The following is a 17,331-nucleotide window of genomic DNA, read 5'->3' as shown; positions in this document are numbered from 1 at the left end:
AATACACTATAAAGTCCCGGAATATTTTTCGGGACTTTTTTTTTATAATTCAGTTATTTTCAGGATTCAGCTTGTTCAGAAAAAGAAAAGTGGCGACTCCGGAAATAAATGATAAGGTAGTGCTTAATATTAAACTTCCGATCACGTATTGCAGTAAATTATTCTTGATCAGTTCAAAGTTTAAATCCTGGCCCAAAATAGTACTGTCACCCTGTACAAATGGGGCTCCCAGGAATAATGATGCCGCAATGATGAAAGGAATAAAAGGGGGAAGGCTCACATTGGACGCTACAAATGCAAGGACTTTATTCAATTTGAAAAGAATGGATAAGCTGATCACAAGAAGGGTCTGAAATCCCCAAAAGGGGGAGAGCCCGATGAAAACCCCAAGCGCAATGGAAAAAGCCTTTATACGATTGCTACCGTCGCTTTCTAAGACATCTTCCTTGATGAATCTTTTAAAGCTTTTTTTTTTGAAATTATTCACAAAGTTTCTCGGAATAATATACACCAGGGTAATCGCTACCAGGATGGTATTAAGGATGCTGATCCTCGTAAAATCTTTGAACGGCCTGAAGTGGGAAACCCGTTCTGCCGGATCATATAAAACCTTTATCGGAACATTTTTTACCGGAACATGCCTCCATGCTGTTCTTACAATAATCTCAATTTCAAATTCAAATTTAGGGGTAAAGTATTTCTTTGGAATTTTATGAAGAGGATAAAGCCTGTAGCCGGATTGGGTATCCTCCAGTTTTATTCCGGTCTCAAACCAGAACCAGAAATTGGAAAATCGGTTTCCAAAGCTGCTTTTTTTAGGAATACCATCCTGAGACATATTTCTGTTTCCGATCAGAAGAACATCTTCCTTTTCCTGAAGAAGAGCGTCCACAAATACCGGGAGGTCATCCGGATAGTGCTGTCCATCGGAATCAATCGTTATCGCATAATTATAGCCTAATTCCTTTGCCTTCCTGAATCCGGTTTTAAGCCCGTTTCCCTTTCCTTTATTCTCGGGCAGACTTACTACCGTGATAGGATGATATTCCGCAAGAATATGAGGCGTTGAATCCGTAGAACCGTCATTGATAATAATAATGCTTTCCGTGTAGTTTAAAACACCGTCAATTACCCTTTTCAGAGTCTTTTCATTATTATAGGTAGGGATTATAACGCAGATCCTCTTTTCGGAAATTGCATTTTGTACTTCAGCAGGGGACATTGTTTTATTTTAAAGTGGCTCTTTCTGCCTCGGTAATGGTTTTAGACTGCATAGCAAACCTTTTGATATAACTTTTTAATGCTGTATTTTGTTTGCTGTAATTATTGAGGATGAAAGATTTATCGTCTTTAAGACTTCCCCGGTATCCTACTATTTTCGGAATGTTTTCCTGAACACTTAATCTGATCAGGCGGAGTTCTGCATTATTCGGATTACTTTTGATAATACCCTCAAGGCTCGTTGCTCCGGTTTTGACCAGTGATTTTCTGTTTCCTTTGGAAATTTTAGCTTCCATAATTTTGGCGGCTGCTTTGTATCCCAACGTGACGGGATCGGAACCGGGTTGTTTGGCTGCGGCCTCAATAAAGCTTTGAGTATTGGTGTTGGAATCGCTGGCTTTGGCATAGCTGTTTCTCAAAGTTTCAAGATCCGACTGAAAGAAAAACATAAATGCGGCTAAGAATGATAAGATAAGTTTCATGACGTCAATGTTTTATAGCTTACAGTCATTTTTAATGCAATAGTCTCGCCAAAAACCGTTGTATTTTTTACTTTAACATCTTCTCCGTTTTCGTCAATATCCAGCTGAAGTTTCAAATCCGGTGTCTCAAAAGGATTGATGATCGCCATGAATTTCACGTTGGATGCTGTTTTCAAGAATAACCTTGAACCCGTAAATTTTTCTGTCAGTTCTTTCACGATCTGCATCATACAAACTCCCGGTGTCACAGGGTTGCCTGGAAAATGTCCTTTGAAAATATCATGATCTTTATTGAGATGGATGTGAGCAATAATGCTTCCGTTTTCCATCTTTTCGTGTGATTCTAAAGTATAAAAGTCTGTAAGAATACTTTGCATGACCTTATTTTTTAAGATTAAACGTATAATAAACTCCGGCCTGGAAGGTTACATTGGTGTGGTCGTTATACACATGTACAAAACCCTTTTTGATTCGGGCTTCTACCCCGATATTTTTCGTAATATCATATCCGGCACCTAATAATATACCCAGATCCACAGCAGTAGGGGACGGAATATTTTTATTATCTGTAAGGAATTCTAAAGTGGGCCCGAAATGAATATTAAATTGATCAAAATAAAATTTATTGACAACTGCTCCGCCTACGTAAGAGAGAGTTACGGTTTTTGACTCTACGGCTGGATTCTGGCTTTCAAACTTTGCTCCCTGACGGGTATAATAAAGTTCCGGTTGAAGGGCATAGAATGTAGCAAATCGTATATTCGCCTGAAAACCTATATAAAAATCAACTTTTGATTTTATGTCAAACTGATCTGCTCCGTACTGATAATAACCTTGATTATCGTTATAATGCCAATAGCTGGTAGTAGGACCATTGGAAAGATGAGAAATATTGGCCCCTGCTCTTATTCCCGGGTTGAAAGTTACCTGTGCAGAAGACAATCCGGAGAGAAGTCCGATAAGTAAGAAATATATTTTTTTCATGTTGAAATTATTCGTTCTCAGTTATTTGAAATAGTTTTATTTTAATCTTAAAATCCCTGTGCTGAAGGCTTAAGCTGTCCGCGAAGATATGCTTTTTTGCCTCAAAAGTAAAATCGATTTTTTCCCTGTTATTTTTCGTATAAATGATCTGTTTCAGTAAATTGTTTTCTTTGTTGAAGAATAAATAATAAGCTTTCTGGTCTATTTTTGAAAGGTATATTCTGGTATGTTCATCCTCGAAACTTTCACTTACCGGATACTGTCTTTTTAAAAGGTGCTGAAAATCATTCTTTAAAAAATTGATGACAATCTTTTTGTCCAGATCAGGAAGGACATAATTCAGCTTAAAATCATGATCAGAGATTTCAAAATCAATCAGTTTATTCCCAAAATCAGAGGTTAATGCGACACGGTGTGTCGTTTCATTCAGTTTTTTGATAATCAGAATACCGCTGACATGATTTTTATAAATGTCCATCTGGCATTTATACACATAATCCTCAGGGGAAGAAAAGTATAGGTTTTCTACCAGTTTCTTTGAATCAGAAACGGGTTTTACCCCGGTAATCCGGTAAGATTTACATGATATAACCAGTATGAAAATCAGGCTATAAACTAAACTCTGATGCCGGAATCGAAGCATTGATCTTGGTGTTTTTAAAAACAATATTGGTGGTATCTCCCGATGCCTCTGTCATATTAACCTGTGCTACTGTAGGCTGATTCTTAGGGAAATACAGTTCAATCTGTTTGATGTATTTCAGTAACTGAGCCGTTTTAGGAATGAATTTAGCAATATTATAATTCCCGTTTTTGAAGTAGGCGACACTAAACTCAGGATCGTTAAACATGGTCCCGTTTGAACTTCCCACAATAAGCTTATTGATTTTTTCAAATGTTTTGCTCTTGGCATCTACAGAAGACTTTTTCCCCTGATCATTGATGAAAATCTTATTGTTTTTAAAGACAATACTATACTGGTAAGGTTTGGTATATTTCCAGCTTAGCATATTAGGCGTTTGCAGTGACATTTTTCCGTAGGTAACGATATTCTTATCCAGAAAATCCATTTTTTTGGTTTGGGTGAAGTCACTCTGCAGTGTTTTGATCTCTTTCGTTTCAGAAGAGACTTTTGAGACGAATGCTTTTGCCTCTGCTCCTGACATCGCTGTGTTTTGAGCAAAAAAGAGGCTGGATGCTAATAAAAATGCTCCAAAAGCAATATTTTTAATCATTTTTCTTTTAATTTGTAATTGAATCAATGGTGAAAGTTGTATAGTTTTTATCTTCCAAAAATACTAATAAATTTACCAGAACCTGGTATGTCTTTTCCGAAGTATCATGAAGAAGAATGATACTCCCTTTCTTTACCCCTTTAGTTATTCTTCTGTAAATTTTGTTTTCATCACCAATAACCGTATCTAAGGAACGTACATTCCATCCGATACTTTTTTTATGCGTTTTTTGTATGGCTTTCGCAATATTGGGATTTGTAACGCCAAAAGGGGGCCTGTAGAGTTCTGTCTTTATCTTTCCGGTATGGTGTATGACTTCGTCGCATCTTTTAATCTCTTCAATCATTGTAGAAGTGGGTAAAAAGCCAGTGGAATTGGAATGGGAAAGCGTGTGATTTCCAATCGTGTGGCCCTCTGCTATGATTCTCTGAAATATTTCCGGGTATTTTTCAATCTGTTTTCCAATGCAGAAAAAGGTGGCCTTTACCTGATGTTCTTTTAACAGGTCTAAAAACCTTGGTGTAAATTCAGTAGGGCCATCATCAAAAGTCAGGGCGACTTCCCTGATCTTTGTTCGTTTATGGGTTATACTGCTGACGAAATATCCCAGTTCAATATCAAAAGAGCCCCAGACGATTACGGCAGAAAATGCCAGAAAACAAAAGAGATACACCCAGAAACTCCCTTGAAACGCGTAGACAAAAGCGTTACAGAAAAGGTAGAACAGGATGAATAAATAGTGTTTCATCGTTTACTGTTTTATAGTTTATTTTCCTTTGGTGTTTTTCATACACTACTCCTGATTTTTGATCTGTCAGCCATTTTGATATTCACACCTTGTTTCGATCCAAATGACAAACAGACCGTGCATTATTGGTAAGCAAGTTTGCAAATTCGCCTTTTTACCAGTTAAGCCTTCCCCAATATTATCAAACTATGGTCGCTCCCTGCCAGATGATTGTACAGAAGTATATTCTTCACTTCTTCTTTTTTCTTATGGTTGATCATCATAACATCCGGGATATGCTGGTCTTTAAGGATATGACATGCCATAAAAGTTGAAAACCCACTGGCGGTATTGAATTCTCCACTCAGATGTTTGTAGTACAACAATGCTGAATCTGGAAACAGATCCATGGCCTGGGTATAATACCTGTCTGATCCGGCATCTCCGCTGAACCCTAATATCACGGCATCAATATCATGAACTGACAGATTGTTTTTCGTTAAAAAATCGTGAATGAAATTATGAGTTTCATGCACTTCCAAGGTGTTGATGATCCGGATATCCTTGAGCTGCGCATAAGAGTTGTCCGTTTTATCTTTTCCTACCACGAAGAAGCTGGCTCCCTCTCCCCAGATCACTCCGTTTGTAGCGGAATGTAAATAGTCGGCGGGAAGATCTGTTTCTTTTTTTATCGTGCTGTTTAAGCGGTAGAGCTCCATGGTTCTGTTGGTCTGTTCATCAGTAGATCCGACCAGAATATTTTCTGCTTCCCCATCATTGATCTGGAGTTGAGCATCCAATAATGAAAACTCAAGAGAGGAAGACGTATTTACATACGTGAAATTATAAGCATGGCACTGCAGTCCCAGGGCAATTTGTCCTGCCACGGTATTGTGGGTAGATTGGATAAAGTAGGTGGGGGTTAAAAACTCTTCTTGATTGTCGATTACATTTTTCAGGAACTTTTCAGAATCCTGTGAGCAGCCCATTCCGGTTCCTACAATAATGGCATCCGGCTGTGTGATTTCTGCTTCCTGTAATGCATAATGGGACGCCACAGAACTCATTTTTACCGTTTTAGACATTCGCCTGATCATCGCTGGCGGAATGAATTCTTTGTAATTAGGTTCTACGGCTTTTAAAATCTGCACTGAATTTTTAGCATGGAGATTCTGAAAGAAATTATCGTTTAAAGTGTCCTGAGCCGAGATACAGGATGCACTGTTAAGGTATACCGTACTCATGATTTTGAAAATATTAAAGTGGAACAATTCCCTCCAAATCCGAATGAGTTAGAAAGAACATGGCTGATATCCTTTTCTTTCAGTTCGATAACTGGCATTAAATCAAATTCTTCCATTTTTGTTTTAAAATTCAGGTTCGGAAAAATAAGGCCGTGCTGCAGGGCTAAAATTGAAAATACGGCTTCAATTCCGGCGGCGGCAGCCAATGTGTGGCCTGTAAATGCTTTAGTAGAACTGAATTCAGGAACCTGGTTTTCACCAAAGATTCTGATCATGGCAATTCCTTCTGATAAATCATTATTCGGGGTCGCTGTTCCGTGAACGTTGATGTAGCCGATATCTTCTTTGGCCAATCCTGAAATTTTCAATGCCTGCTGCATTGCCAGGAATGCTCCCTGTCCGTTTTCTGAAGAGGCCGTCTGATGATGGGCATCATTCGCATTTCCGTAACCCGAAAGGTAGGCAAGGACCTGCTTGTTTTCCTTTTTAACCATTTCCTCAGATTCAAGAACTAAAAAAGCCGCCGCTTCTCCTAAGTTTAACCCTTTGCGGTCATGGTCAAAAGGCGTATTATAAGAATCCGTAAGGATCATCAGGGTATTGAATCCGTTCAGCGTAAACCTGGAAAGAGAATCTGTACCTCCAACGATGACACGGTCTAAAACTCCGTTTTTAATCAGTTTTGCGCCCATCATAATGGCATTGGCCGCTGATGAGCAGGCGGTACTGATGGTTGATACCATGCCCTTTAATCCCAGATAGTCTGCAATAGCCAATGAGGAACTCCCGGCATCATGGGCATCAATATATTTTTGCTTTTCAGGAAAGTCTTCATAGGAGTAGAAATATTTTTCAGTGATATCCATTCCTCCTACACTGGTAGAAGAAATGAGCCCGGTTCTGTATCCGTTGATCTCTGAAATTCCGGAACTCTCTACAGCTTCTTTTGCGGCAACCATCCCTAATAAGGAAGTTCTTGTCACATTATTGTCTTCATTGAGCTGAAGCTTCTGAACAAGTTCCCCGTTGGATAGTTTTACCTCACCTGTTTTAATGGCTCCGGCATGGCGGGTTTCAAACATCTGGATATCTGAAATTCCGTGTTTTCCGGATTGCAGGGAAATAAAATTTTCCTCCACATTGTTTCCGATGGAGGAAATGATGCCCATTCCTGTTATGGCAATTTTTTGACTCATTAATCGCTCTATTGAATTTTATTTTAACGCAAAGATGCAAAGGTTAATTTTAATAAGTAGCTGTTTATTACATTCGCAAGGGCGCTCTGCTTAGCAACAGAATAAAATGAAATTACTCTGCTGAGGTAAGTCTTTGCAAACGAAAATTTCTGCCGAAATGATATAAAAATTTAGCTCCTTAGCGTTTAAATAATCATTTATTTTGTTCTGTTGTCTTCGATAAATTTAGCCATCGTGTCAATAGATTGGAAAATTTCCTTTCCTTTTTTAGGGTCGGCTAATTTTATTCCGTAATCTTTATCGAGAAGAACGATAAGTTCCAATGCATCGATAGAATCAAGCCCGAGTCCTCCTCCGAATAATGGATCTGTATCTTTGATTTCCTCTACAGAAACGTCTTCAAGGTTAAGTACTTCAATAATTTTGTGCTTCAATTCAGTTTTTAAGTTATCCATAATTTATTTGATTTACCAATGTATCAGTTTACCAATCCTAAGATTGCTATAAGGTACACTGTTCTATTGTTTGTTATATGTTCACAAGGTTAGCAAATATACAAAAGCTTTGTAATTATCCTGATACAATTCGATCCAGCCGGATAATACTTTGTCTGCTTTTCCGGACCGGAGGATCTGTGCAGCATAATTGTTTAAAAAATTTTCGTCGAATTCATCCAGAACAAAAAAGGCATTCTCGGTCTGCATTTTGTGTTTAATGCTGATTTCACCTACACAGATGTTGGGAAGAGTGTAAACAAATACAGCGGGGCTTGGGAAATAATTTTCCTGAGAGTTGATGCTTTCCTGGTATTTAAAATCGGTATCCAGACTTGATGATCTGTTGGCGAAAACCAGGGCGGTTTTGCTGTGGTCTTCATCTTTTAAGAGCATCTCGGCAGACAGGAAGGCCAGTTTGCTTAAACGGTCCATTTTGTGGAACTTGGGATAGTTCAACTCCAAACTTTTATAGGCTTCTTTTGCAAATTCTGGAAAAATAAGACTTTCACTTTCAAAAATAACGTTTCCATCAACGGTTATCTTCGAATTTTCAATGGTACAGGTGTTGGTTTTTTTCATCCTATTCATTTTAACATTTCTCCAATACAATTGCAGCATTGCATCCTCCAAAGCCGGAAGCTGTTTTCAAAATATATTTTATCGCTGCATCCTGGTTCTCCTGAATGATATTCAAAGGTTGGGAAACTCCCATTTCTTCAAAATTTTTAGAGGGTAGCAGGGTGTGGTGCAAAGCACTTTCCATGGAAATGATACTTTCCAGCAACCCGGAGGCTCCCAGGCAGTGTCCGTAAAAACCTTTCATACTATTGAGGGGAATATGCTGAAGCTCCATTCTGTTGAAGGCAATGGCTTCCATTTCGTCATTGTATAAGGTTGCTGTTCCGTGGGCGGAAATAAAGTCAATTTGTTCTCCGGAAACACCGGCTTCCATCATTGCATTTTTGATGCTGGCATAGAGCCCGTCTCCCGTTCTCGAAGGCCCTGAAATATGATTGGCATCATTGATCGCAGAGTCCCCTAAGACCTTAAACCTGAATTTTTCGTTTTCAGATGGTGATGAGGTGATATAGGCTGCAGCTGCAGCTTCTCCGATATTAATTCCGTTTCGGTTTTTATCATAGGGTTTACAGGGTTGCGTACCAATAGCCTGAAAAGAATTGAATCCTGAGATAACAAATTCAGTGATTTCATCCCCGGCAATGACAAAGACATCCTTATATTTTCCTGCCTGGATCATATTCTTGGCAACGGCAACAGCCATGACACCTGAAACACAGGCGTTAGAGATTACAACAGGTTGCGTTTTAAATCCGAAGAAATCAGCAATTTTCTTTGCTAATGATGACAGATAAACCCCTTCGGGCAGTACCGTTTGATTTTTTAGCAGGCTTATATTTCCTTTTGTGGTAGACAGGATAAAGGCGGTATCTTCTGTGATGGGATACTTTTCAACCAGAGGTTTCAGGCTCAGAAGCAACATCTTTTCCAGCCTTGTGAAGTGCTGATTCTCAAAGTTGATACTGAATTCTTCATCCAGTTTTTGAGAATGGATCATGGAAGCATAAAAAGCATCCTGATGATCTATAATTTGATGTAAAGCGACTCCGGATCTTCCTTCTAAAAGCGAATTCCAGTTGGTCTCCACATTAAATCCTAAAGGTGTCACACAATTGTAACCGGTGATATAAACTTCTTTCATCATGATAATCCCATTTTATCTTTCCAGGTTTGAAAAAACGCTGGGTTATACAAGCATAAATTTCCCTCACTGTCCAGAAAAACCTGGATGGTTTCACCACTGCATACCAATTGATCATTCTGGTTGAAAAGCTCATATTTGTAGATCAGTTTGGCAGAGACCGTGTTGATAAATGTCGTGACAATTCTGAATGTTTCCCCATATTTCAAAGGGAGAAAATGTTCACAGGTACTTTTTACGATGGGGGTTACATAGCCTGCATTCTGAATATCGAGATAGGTCAGTCCGTGCTGACGTCCGAAAGCTTCTCTGCCATCCTCGAAATAAACAATATAATGGCCATGCCATACAATTCCCAAAGGATCTGTTTCATTGAATCTGACCCTTACTTCTTCAGTACAGGTTACTATATTTTCTTTAGACTGCATTTTGTTTTTTTTCGTAAAAAATAGAAACAGCAACCGTTGCAAGGTAGAACAAAAACAGGAAGACCAGTTCCTTGGTAATCCCTCCGATTCCGCTGTTTCTTAAAATAATATCATAATAGGCATTCAGTCCCCAGTTCATAGGAGAAAATTTTGCTACGGTCTGCATGAATTCAGGCATTAGAAATACAGGAACCCAGATTCCCCCGATGGCTGCCAGAACCACTACAGACGTAGCCCCGAAAGGCGCAGACTGTTCCTGAGTGTCGGCAATCGTGCCCAGCAGTACTCCAAATCCTATGGCTGCCAATCCTGCAAACAAGGTAACTGCCACAAGCTGGAACATCTTTCCGGAAACATCAAATGCAGGAAGATCCATATAGGGAAAAAGGTAAATTCCTACGGCTACCATCAGTAAAAACTGAATCATACAGATGATAAGATACGTAAATGTTTTTCCTAATATATGAATAAAGTAGGGCGTAGGGCTTATTCTGGCTCTTACACTTGTACCCTGGCTTTTTTCTTTTACCAAATTAATAGAGAGGGGGACAACGATGAAGAAAATGGCAAAGAGGGTCCATGCAGGAACGTTGTGCTGAACAGAATTCGGCATGACATCCATTTCTCCTTTTTTAGGGGTAATTTCTTTAAAGGTGATCAGGTTTTTATTTTCGTCAAGATTTTCAGTTGTTCCCAGCTGTTCCTGGAATGCTTTGTAAATTTTTTTATTTTCGATTTCAAACACCATTTTATTGACAGAGTTCATGACAGAGTTTTTGAATCCGGCATTGGTAGCAGGGTCAAAATATAAGTGAATCTCTTTGGCCTTTGAAACCGGTTTTTTAGCTGCTGAAGAATCACTTTCCAGTCCGAATGAGCTTACAATGGTCTGAACTTTTGAATCAATATTGGAATTGAGATCCTTCGTCAGATTTTTAGGGATGACAATGGCCATCTGGTAATCTCCGGAAAATACAGCATTCTGAGCCGATTTTTCATTGAAATTTGTCAGCAGCTGGAATGTTTTACTGTTTTCCAGCTCAGCTTTTATATTTTTTGAAACTTCTGATTGATCGTTATCAATGAAAATAATGGGAATTTTTGAACCTTCAAGATTTTTAAAAGTAGAATCCTGAATCAGGGTAATGGTTACAATTAAAAGTAACGGCATTACAAAAATAATGACAATTCCTCCGATATCTCTTTTCAGCAGAAGAATTTCCTTGATAAAGCTTCTCCACAATTTATACAACAACATCTCTTAATTCTTTTCCGGTTAATGAAATGAAAACATCCTCGAGGTTTTCAGCATGTGCGATCTGGGAAACAAGTTCTTCGGGAGTTCCCACGGCATGAATTTTTCCCCTGTCGATAATGGCAATTTTGGTGCAGAATTCCTCAGCTTCAGAAAGATGGTGGGAAGTATAGATAATGCAGGTTCCGTTTTTATTCAATTCCTGAAGGAAATCAATGATCACTTTTTTGGATTGAACATCTACCCCCACGGTGGGCTCATCCAGAAACAGGACCTTTGGATTATGAAGTGTTCCGGCGATGAGGTTACAACGGCGCTTCATCCCTCCTGAAAACTGGCCTACCTGTTTATCTGCAAATTTTGAAAGTCCCATGATTTCCAGGGATTCATCTATTGCTTTTTTAAGCTGTTTATGCTGTAATCCATACAGGCTTCCGAAAAACATTAGGTTTTCTCTGGCTGTAAGGGTGGGATAGAGTGCGTACTCCTGAGGAACAATACCGATGATCTGTCTTATTTTGAAACCGTCTTTTTGTGGAGACAGTCCATCGATTGTGAATTGCCCTGAAGTAGGCTTGATCAATCCTGAAAGCATGGATATCAAAGTGGTTTTACCCGCTCCGTTAGGTCCAAGGATTCCGTAAATTTCATTTCTGCCGATATTCAAAGTGATATTATTGACAGAAAATTCATCGGAATTTTTGTATTTTTTATATAGACTTTTGATCTCAATCATATTCTCTGCCATATCAGATCGCTTTTCTCAGTTTTTTATAGAAAGCTTCTTCAAGGTCTGCAATGTGAAGCATCGTTTTTGAAAGCTCGTTGTAGATATTGCTTTTTGAATTTCTGTTTTTATACACTCTGGCAATATCTACGGCAAAGTCTCTCCAAAGGTCTCCGATAGCGGTAATTTCTTTTGACAATTCTTTTAGCTGGTCATTGTTAAGAATTACGGCTGCTTCCTGAAGAAAGGCTCCATAGATAAATCTGAACCCGCCACCGCCGGTTCCGATCTCTTCCTGCATTCTGATCAGCTGGCCCAAATAGTGATTGGTCACTTTTGTTCCTTTCTTTTCTGCCCATTTCGGAATGCTGCGGGCTACCCATCTCATCGCCTTTACCCCGATAAGCGGTACCGGAGCCAGCATATTTTTGCAGGTATCTCTGATTCCTTTTTTAATGGCCTCTTCCAGGTTGATATTTTCCGGAACATACACAGGGTAGTACATATGTCCTTTTGGAGGAAGTGCTCCTTTAGCATATCTTACCTTTTCCAGTTCTGCTTCAGAAAGGGAGGTTACATAATCCATCACCGGATCACTGATCAAAAATTTTCCGTTCTCTTTACCATAGACCACAAGATTATGGGCATTGAAGTGGAATTTATATTCTTCAGGGAAATAAGTAAGGTTAAAAACACCCACCTGCAGTCCTGTAGGAATATTGTGTTCCAGATTTCTTTCCAGAGCTTTTTGGGCTTCTTTAGGATTTGAGAATTTTTCTCTCTTGATTTTTATTCCTAATCTTTTGGCTGCTTTGCTGAAAATAGCACCGGGCATCGGACGATAGCTGAAGCCGGGAGCAAAATTCACCTTTAAAAAAGGGAGATAGACAAAAAACAGTCCGGAACCGATCCCAAAGATCATGGGCTCACTAAGTTTCAGTCCTTTATTAAGCAGTAGATTAGAAGCAACACCGTTTTCGCAATGCGCAGTCTGATGGTGTTCAAAGTTTAATTTCATTTGCAGCTTATATCTTTTTCATTGGGAAGATGGAGAGGGCATTACCTGCTATACTTCCATTTATTTTCCATTGAAGTTTTTTAATTCATCCACTGAAATTCCGAATGCATCGGCATATTTTTTCAGTACAGTTTCGTTGAGTGTTTTAAATATTCTGGGCTTACCATGTCTTTTTACCCTCCATTGCCACATGCCTACGTAAGAAGACAGTACTCCCAGGTCCATTTTGTTCAGTTCCATAAAATAAACGATGGGACTTACTATATTATTGGCTACGTTTTGTTTTGCTTCTTCAATTCTTTCATGAATAAGTTCCATGGATTCGTCCAAAGCAGCTTTCTTTGCATCCCAGCCTGTGCTGTTTGCTGTAGTGTAATTGTCGTTTTCATCCGTTACATACAGTACTTCAGTCATATTAGCCGACTTCAGGTTGCTTTCGTCTTGAGGTAGGTCTTGTTTTTTCATCTAAATAATGTTATTTTTTAGATTTCAGATGAAATAGGATTCACCTGTTTTGATTCTTTTAATCAGTTGGCTAAAATAGTGAAAATACATTATATGTAAATCATATTAAATGGGAAGGGTCTTTTGTCGTTAAGAAAGGACTTGAGCCAAGATTTTATTTTTTCATACAAAGAGATGAGTGCTTTCTTTTATATAAGCTTGAAAATTTACAATATGATGCTTCAAAAAAATTTCCCGTGGATTTTATACCAGTGAAAATTTTTTTCCGGTTTTTGAAATTTCCGATTTAACCCATCCCAAAAAAAACAGTATCCTAAGCATACCGTTATTTTTGATTGTTAAGGTTTGTAACAGATGGGCTGTAACAAGTGTATTATATAATAAGACTAATGGAGTAGAAATTTGATAAAAATAAATAACATATAACAACTATGAAGAAGTTTTTTATTTCTGTTTCGCTTTTCTGTATGATAAGCGCAATGGCACAGAAATTCGACACACAGAAACTGACCGATGCCCAGGGGTATACCTATGAAACAGTAAAAAATGATCAGGCCGGGGTAAGGGTATATACGCTGAAAAACGGACTGAAGGTGTATCTGGCAAAAAATGCAGATGCCCCCCGAATTCAGACCTATATTCCTGTAAGAACGGGATCTAATAATGACCCGAGTGATAATACCGGATTGGCACATTATCTTGAGCATATGGTTTTCAAAGGAACTTCACATCTTGGAACTCAGGATTGGGCAAAAGAAAAAGTTTTACTGCAGCAGATCTCTGATCTTTATGAGCAACATAAAGCTGAAAAAGATCCTGCTAAAAAGAAAGAGCTTTATAAGAAAATTGATGAGGTGTCTCAGGAAGCTTCAAAGTATGCGATCGCTAATGAATATGATAAAGCCATTTCTTCATTAGGCGCTACAGGAACGAATGCTCATACCTGGCTGGATGAAACCGTCTATAAAAATAATATCCCATCCAACGAACTTGAAAAGTGGTTAAAAGTAGAAAAAGAGCGTTTCTCAGAGCTGGTACTGCGCCTTTTCCACACCGAGCTTGAAGCGGTATACGAGGAATACAACCGGGCTCAGGATAATGACGGACGTCTGGTAAATTATGCATTAATGGAGGCCCTTTTCCCTAAGCATCCCAATGGACAGCAGACGACGATCGGGACTTCAGAACATTTGAAAAGCCCTTCAATGGTAGCTATTCACAAGTATTTTGATACCTATTATGTTCCCAACAATATGGCAGTTGTATTGGTAGGGGATCTTGATTTTGACAAAACGATAAAACTAGTTGATCAATATTTCGGCGCTTTCCAGTACAAAGAACTTCCCATGAAAAAAATGGTATCAGAAGAACCCATGACTAAAATTGTTTCCAGAACGGTAAAAAGTCCTTCCACACCAAGAATGACAATCGCCTGGAGAACGGATTCCTATGGAAGCCAGGAAGCGAGACTGGCCGATATAGTGGCTGAGATCTTAAGCAACAGAGGGGATGCCGGCTTAATTGATCTTAATATCAACCAAAAGCAAAAAACGCTTGGAGCCGGTGCCTACGAATCTCCGTTCAAAACGTACGGTTTATTTGCATTGGTAGTGACTCCTAAAGAAGGACAAAGTTTTGATGAAGCGAAAAAATTATTGCTGGATCAGGTGGACCTTGTGAAAAAAGGGCAATTCCCGGATTGGATGCTGAAGGCCATCGTCAATGATCAAAAAGTTCAGCGTATGAAAGGCTGGGAAACAGCAGACGGCCTTGCTACTGAACTTTACGGAGCTTATATCAAAGGAAGAACCTGGGAACAGGAACTTGATGAGATCAACCAATATGATAAAGTGACAAAAGCAGATGTCGTAAAGTTTGCCAACGAATTTTTTAAAGACAATTATGCAGTAGTCTATAAAGAAAAAGGAGTGAATGATAAGCTGGTTCGTGTAGAAAACCCGGGAATTACCCCTATTAAGCTGAACAGGGAAGCACAGTCTCCTTTCCTTAAAGATATTTTAAATACAAAGGTTGCGGAGATCAAACCAGAATTTATAGATTATAAAACAGCGATTCAAACTTCCCAGATTAAAGATAAGACGGTAAGTTTTGTGAAAAACAACTATAATGAAATTGCTCAGGTAAGCTATGTCTTTCCTTTCGGAACCGATAATGATAAAGAACTTTCCATTGCAGGAACTCTTTTTGAATATCTTGGAACGGATAAATATACTCCGGAGCAGCTGAAAGAAGAATTCTATAAACTGGGAATCAGCAACAGCCTCAGAACTTCCAACGACCAGATGATCGTTACTTTAACAGGTCTTGAAACGAACATGAAGAAAGGGGTTGAGCTGATGAACCACTGGCTCACTAACGTAAAGGCAGATAAAGCGATTTACAGCCAGACCGTAAAAACTATTCTGGAGGCAAGGGCTGTCGCTAAAAAAGATAAAACAAGAATCATGGCTGCGCTTTCAAACTATGCCAGGTATGGCAAAGATTCAAGAATGACGGATATTGTTTCCAAAGAACGTCTTGAAAGCATCGATGTTACAGCGCTGATGAAAAAGATTAAAACGCTGAACCAATATCCATATCAGATCCTTCTTTACGGACAGGATCAGGCAGGTCTAGAAAAGGCTGTGAAACCTTATATAGTGAATGCAAACCTTCAGCCTGCAAAAGCTAAAGAATATGCTGAGCCGGCTACAACAGGGAAGGTGTATTTCACAAATTACGATATGGTTCAGATGGAAATGGCCAAAGTAGCCAAAGGAAGTACTGTAAACCTGAGCAATTTTGGAAAATCAAATGTTTTCAATGAATATTTCGGAAGAGGGCTTTCTTCAATTGTTTTCCAGGAGATCAGAGAAAGTAAGTCATTGGCGTATTCTGCATATGTTTCTTATGGAAATGCTTCAGAAAAGGGACGTGCCAATTATATTACCAACTATATCGGAACACAGGCTAACAAGCTTCCTCTCGCAGTGAATGCAATGACCGAACTGATGGCACAGCTGCCACAGATCCCGGCACAGTTTGAAAATGCAAGAGGTTCTGCCCTGAAACAGATTGCTTCGAACAGAATCAACAGAACGAATATTTTCTTCAGCCAGCTGGCGCTGAAAAAACTGGGAATCGATTATGACATCAGAAAAGATACTTATGCTGAGATCCAGGGATTGACGTTGCCTCAGCTGACAGGATTCTATAATGCTGAAGTAAAACCTGTACAATACAATACAGCCATCATCGGGAAGAAAGAAAACCTGAATATGGATTCTATCAACAAAATGGGTGAGTTCCAGGAAGTATCCCTTGAAGAGATCTTTGGATACTAATCATTTTTACAGATCATTTTAAAAGTGAGGCAGAAATGTCTCACTTTTTTATGGGTTAATTCACCATGCAGATTTCACGGGCTGGTGTAATGTTTCACGTGAAATACACAGGGGTGATCCTTTTTTTATCATCACTTTTAGATTTTAATGGCTGTTGGGATTTTTGTAGTTTATTGTTTGATAATGTGATGTTTATAGACTGTTTTGTAGTTTAGGATTAGTAAGAGGAAGGCTTTTTAATTAAGTATTTGTATGCATTTTATGATAAAATAAAAACAAATCTTTTCAAATAAAAAAGCTGCACATGATCTGTACAGCTTGTATATTGTATTGAGTTGTTCTTAAGATTTAACTTCCTGAATAAACAGGCTGATATCAGCCCTGATCAACAATTCATCATGATGAAAAGTCTCACAGAAGATGTGGCAGATATTTTCAAACTGCGAAATAAGGGAAGCTTTTGAGATAATTTTATCCCCTACTTTTGGAAGTGCGAAAACTTCAATTTTTTTAATATTGGTAATAAAGCCGATCACTTTTGTATCCGCTTCCGGATTTTCAAAGAAACTCTGTCCAAGAATAGAAGAACAGGTTTGGGCCAGGTTTTCGATTAATCCGGCTTCAACAAATTCATTATTGTGCACAAAAATATTACCTTCTTTTATTTCAAAGGAAGTCACAACTTTTTCTTTGGTTAGTTCCAGAATGTAGTCTGCCATCAGCATGGGCTCCCGATGCGGCAGAAAGTTGTGAATATTGATAATATGGTCTTCCCTGATTTCCATGAG

The 17,331-nt window shown here is 38.8% G+C and carries 19 protein-coding genes; 1 reads left to right on the top strand and 18 read right to left on the bottom strand.

Annotation, left to right across the window (positions count from 1 at the left end; genetic code table 11):
• Nucleotides 1-49: 49 nt before the first annotated feature.
• The 17 genes from MUW56_RS08610 to MUW56_RS08530 all read right to left on the bottom strand — a co-directional run bounded on the left by MUW56_RS08610 (nt 50) and on the right by MUW56_RS08530 (nt 13,199).
• Nucleotides 50-1,222 (bottom strand): DUF2062 domain-containing protein, encoded by a 1,173-nt coding sequence (locus MUW56_RS08610; protein WP_292012798.1) that lies wholly within the window; start codon nt 1,220-1,222, stop codon nt 50-52.
• 4 nt (nt 1,223-1,226) lie between these two features.
• Complete coding sequence (locus MUW56_RS08605) at nt 1,227-1,703, bottom strand: hypothetical protein (RefSeq protein ID WP_292012797.1); 477 nt, start codon at nt 1,701-1,703, stop codon at nt 1,227-1,229.
• Nucleotides 1,700-2,080 (bottom strand): 3-hydroxyacyl-ACP dehydratase, encoded by a 381-nt coding sequence (locus MUW56_RS08600; RefSeq protein WP_292012796.1) that lies wholly within the window; start codon nt 2,078-2,080, stop codon nt 1,700-1,702. Before MUW56_RS08600 ends, MUW56_RS08605 begins: the two co-directional genes overlap by 4 nt.
• Nucleotides 2,081-2,084: 4 nt before the next feature.
• Nucleotides 2,085-2,687 (bottom strand): outer membrane beta-barrel protein, encoded by a 603-nt coding sequence (locus tag MUW56_RS08595; RefSeq protein ID WP_292012795.1) that lies wholly within the window; start codon nt 2,685-2,687, stop codon nt 2,085-2,087.
• A gap of 7 nt (nt 2,688-2,694) precedes the next feature.
• Entirely contained in the window at nt 2,695-3,165 is a 471-nt protein-coding gene (locus MUW56_RS08590) for a hypothetical protein (RefSeq protein WP_292012794.1), read from the bottom strand.
• A gap of 130 nt (nt 3,166-3,295) precedes the next feature.
• A complete protein-coding gene (locus MUW56_RS08585) occupies nt 3,296-3,922 on the bottom strand; it encodes an outer membrane lipoprotein carrier protein LolA (protein ID WP_292012793.1) in 627 nt (208 codons plus the stop codon).
• Between the two features lie 7 nt (nt 3,923-3,929).
• Entirely contained in the window at nt 3,930-4,670 is a 741-nt protein-coding gene (locus MUW56_RS08580) for a polysaccharide deacetylase family protein (protein ID WP_292012792.1), read from the bottom strand.
• A gap of 161 nt (nt 4,671-4,831) precedes the next feature.
• The gene (locus MUW56_RS08575; RefSeq protein ID WP_292012791.1) at nt 4,832-5,893 is read right to left on the bottom strand and encodes a beta-ketoacyl synthase N-terminal-like domain-containing protein; all 1,062 of its coding nucleotides are present in this window, start codon (nt 5,891-5,893) and stop codon (nt 4,832-4,834) included.
• Nucleotides 5,890-7,089 (bottom strand): beta-ketoacyl-[acyl-carrier-protein] synthase family protein, encoded by a 1,200-nt coding sequence (locus MUW56_RS08570; protein WP_292012790.1) that lies wholly within the window; start codon nt 7,087-7,089, stop codon nt 5,890-5,892. Before MUW56_RS08570 ends, MUW56_RS08575 begins: the two co-directional genes overlap by 4 nt.
• A 197-nt stretch (nt 7,090-7,286) precedes the next feature.
• Entirely contained in the window at nt 7,287-7,544 is a 258-nt protein-coding gene (locus MUW56_RS08565; RefSeq protein ID WP_292012789.1) for a phosphopantetheine-binding protein, read from the bottom strand.
• 81 nt (nt 7,545-7,625) lie between these two features.
• Nucleotides 7,626-8,165 (bottom strand): 3-oxoacyl-ACP synthase, encoded by a 540-nt coding sequence (locus tag MUW56_RS08560; protein WP_292012788.1) that lies wholly within the window; start codon nt 8,163-8,165, stop codon nt 7,626-7,628.
• Nucleotides 8,166-8,175: 10 nt separating this feature from the next.
• Nucleotides 8,176-9,309, bottom strand: coding sequence for a beta-ketoacyl synthase N-terminal-like domain-containing protein (locus MUW56_RS08555; protein ID WP_292012787.1), 1,134 nt, complete (start codon nt 9,307-9,309; stop codon nt 8,176-8,178).
• Nucleotides 9,306-9,734 (bottom strand): thioesterase family protein, encoded by a 429-nt coding sequence (locus MUW56_RS08550; protein WP_292012786.1) that lies wholly within the window; start codon nt 9,732-9,734, stop codon nt 9,306-9,308. Before MUW56_RS08550 ends, MUW56_RS08555 begins: the two co-directional genes overlap by 4 nt.
• Nucleotides 9,724-10,992 carry an ABC transporter permease gene (locus MUW56_RS08545; protein ID WP_292012785.1) on the bottom strand — a complete coding sequence of 423 codons (1,269 nt, stop codon included), beginning with the start codon at nt 10,990-10,992 and terminating at the stop codon, nt 9,724-9,726. Before MUW56_RS08545 ends, MUW56_RS08550 begins: the two co-directional genes overlap by 11 nt.
• Nucleotides 10,979-11,737 carry an ABC transporter ATP-binding protein gene (locus MUW56_RS08540; protein ID WP_292012784.1) on the bottom strand — a complete coding sequence of 253 codons (759 nt, stop codon included), beginning with the start codon at nt 11,735-11,737 and terminating at the stop codon, nt 10,979-10,981. Before MUW56_RS08540 ends, MUW56_RS08545 begins: the two co-directional genes overlap by 14 nt.
• 1 nt (nt 11,738) lies before the next feature.
• Nucleotides 11,739-12,734 carry a BtrH N-terminal domain-containing protein gene (locus MUW56_RS08535; protein ID WP_292012783.1) on the bottom strand — a complete coding sequence of 332 codons (996 nt, stop codon included), beginning with the start codon at nt 12,732-12,734 and terminating at the stop codon, nt 11,739-11,741.
• A 60-nt stretch (nt 12,735-12,794) separates the two neighbouring features.
• Entirely contained in the window at nt 12,795-13,199 is a 405-nt protein-coding gene (locus MUW56_RS08530; RefSeq protein ID WP_292012782.1) for a hypothetical protein, read from the bottom strand.
• Between the two features lie 431 nt (nt 13,200-13,630).
• Between MUW56_RS08530 and MUW56_RS08525 the strand changes: the two genes are divergently transcribed.
• Nucleotides 13,631-16,543 (top strand): pitrilysin family protein, encoded by a 2,913-nt coding sequence (locus MUW56_RS08525; RefSeq protein WP_292012781.1) that lies wholly within the window; start codon nt 13,631-13,633, stop codon nt 16,541-16,543.
• A gap of 341 nt (nt 16,544-16,884) precedes the next feature.
• Here MUW56_RS08525 and MUW56_RS08520 read toward each other — a convergent pair whose 3' ends face one another.
• A complete protein-coding gene (locus tag MUW56_RS08520) occupies nt 16,885-17,328 on the bottom strand; it encodes an ABC transporter permease (protein WP_292012780.1) in 444 nt (147 codons plus the stop codon).
• Nucleotides 17,329-17,331 lie beyond the last annotated feature (3 nt).

Origin of the sequence: Chryseobacterium sp., from assembly GCF_022869225.1 — a bacterium.
Lineage (GTDB): Bacteria > Bacteroidota > Bacteroidia > Flavobacteriales > Weeksellaceae > Chryseobacterium.
Note: the sequence above shows the minus strand (reverse complement) of the source record. Positions and strands in the feature narration are given on the sequence as shown.

Excerpts from the sequence above, each read along its gene's own strand:
- MUW56_RS08605 (WP_292012797.1), bottom strand. The coding sequence starts at position 1,703 with ATGAAACTTATCTTATCATTCTTAGCCGCATTTATGTTTTTCTTTCAG.
- MUW56_RS08580 (WP_292012792.1), bottom strand. The coding sequence starts at position 4,670 with ATGAAACACTATTTATTCATCCTGTTCTACCTTTTCTGTAACGCTTTT.
- MUW56_RS08525 (WP_292012781.1), top strand. The coding sequence starts at position 13,631 with ATGAAGAAGTTTTTTATTTCTGTTTCGCTTTTCTGTATGATAAGCGCA.
- MUW56_RS08570 (WP_292012790.1), bottom strand. The coding sequence starts at position 7,089 with ATGAGTCAAAAAATTGCCATAACAGGAATGGGCATCATTTCCTCCATC.
- MUW56_RS08540 (WP_292012784.1), bottom strand. The coding sequence starts at position 11,737 with ATGGCAGAGAATATGATTGAGATCAAAAGTCTATATAAAAAATACAAA.
- MUW56_RS08550 (WP_292012786.1), bottom strand. The coding sequence starts at position 9,734 with ATGCAGTCTAAAGAAAATATAGTAACCTGTACTGAAGAAGTAAGGGTC.
- MUW56_RS08590 (WP_292012794.1), bottom strand. The coding sequence starts at position 3,165 with ATGGACATTTATAAAAATCATGTCAGCGGTATTCTGATTATCAAAAAA.
- MUW56_RS08600 (WP_292012796.1), bottom strand. The coding sequence starts at position 2,080 with ATGCAAAGTATTCTTACAGACTTTTATACTTTAGAATCACACGAAAAG.
- MUW56_RS08530 (WP_292012782.1), bottom strand. The coding sequence starts at position 13,199 with ATGAAAAAACAAGACCTACCTCAAGACGAAAGCAACCTGAAGTCGGCT.
- MUW56_RS08610 (WP_292012798.1), bottom strand. The coding sequence starts at position 1,222 with ATGTCCCCTGCTGAAGTACAAAATGCAATTTCCGAAAAGAGGATCTGC.
- MUW56_RS08595 (WP_292012795.1), bottom strand. The coding sequence starts at position 2,687 with ATGAAAAAAATATATTTCTTACTTATCGGACTTCTCTCCGGATTGTCT.
- MUW56_RS08585 (WP_292012793.1), bottom strand. The coding sequence starts at position 3,922 with ATGATTAAAAATATTGCTTTTGGAGCATTTTTATTAGCATCCAGCCTC.
- MUW56_RS08565 (WP_292012789.1), bottom strand. The coding sequence starts at position 7,544 with ATGGATAACTTAAAAACTGAATTGAAGCACAAAATTATTGAAGTACTT.
- MUW56_RS08575 (WP_292012791.1), bottom strand. The coding sequence starts at position 5,893 with ATGAGTACGGTATACCTTAACAGTGCATCCTGTATCTCGGCTCAGGAC.
- MUW56_RS08545 (WP_292012785.1), bottom strand. The coding sequence starts at position 10,992 with ATGTTGTTGTATAAATTGTGGAGAAGCTTTATCAAGGAAATTCTTCTG.
- MUW56_RS08535 (WP_292012783.1), bottom strand. The coding sequence starts at position 12,734 with ATGAAATTAAACTTTGAACACCATCAGACTGCGCATTGCGAAAACGGT.
- MUW56_RS08560 (WP_292012788.1), bottom strand. The coding sequence starts at position 8,165 with ATGAAAAAAACCAACACCTGTACCATTGAAAATTCGAAGATAACCGTT.
- MUW56_RS08555 (WP_292012787.1), bottom strand. The coding sequence starts at position 9,309 with ATGATGAAAGAAGTTTATATCACCGGTTACAATTGTGTGACACCTTTA.
- MUW56_RS08520 (WP_292012780.1), bottom strand. The coding sequence starts at position 17,328 with ATGGAAATCAGGGAAGACCATATTATCAATATTCACAACTTTCTGCCG.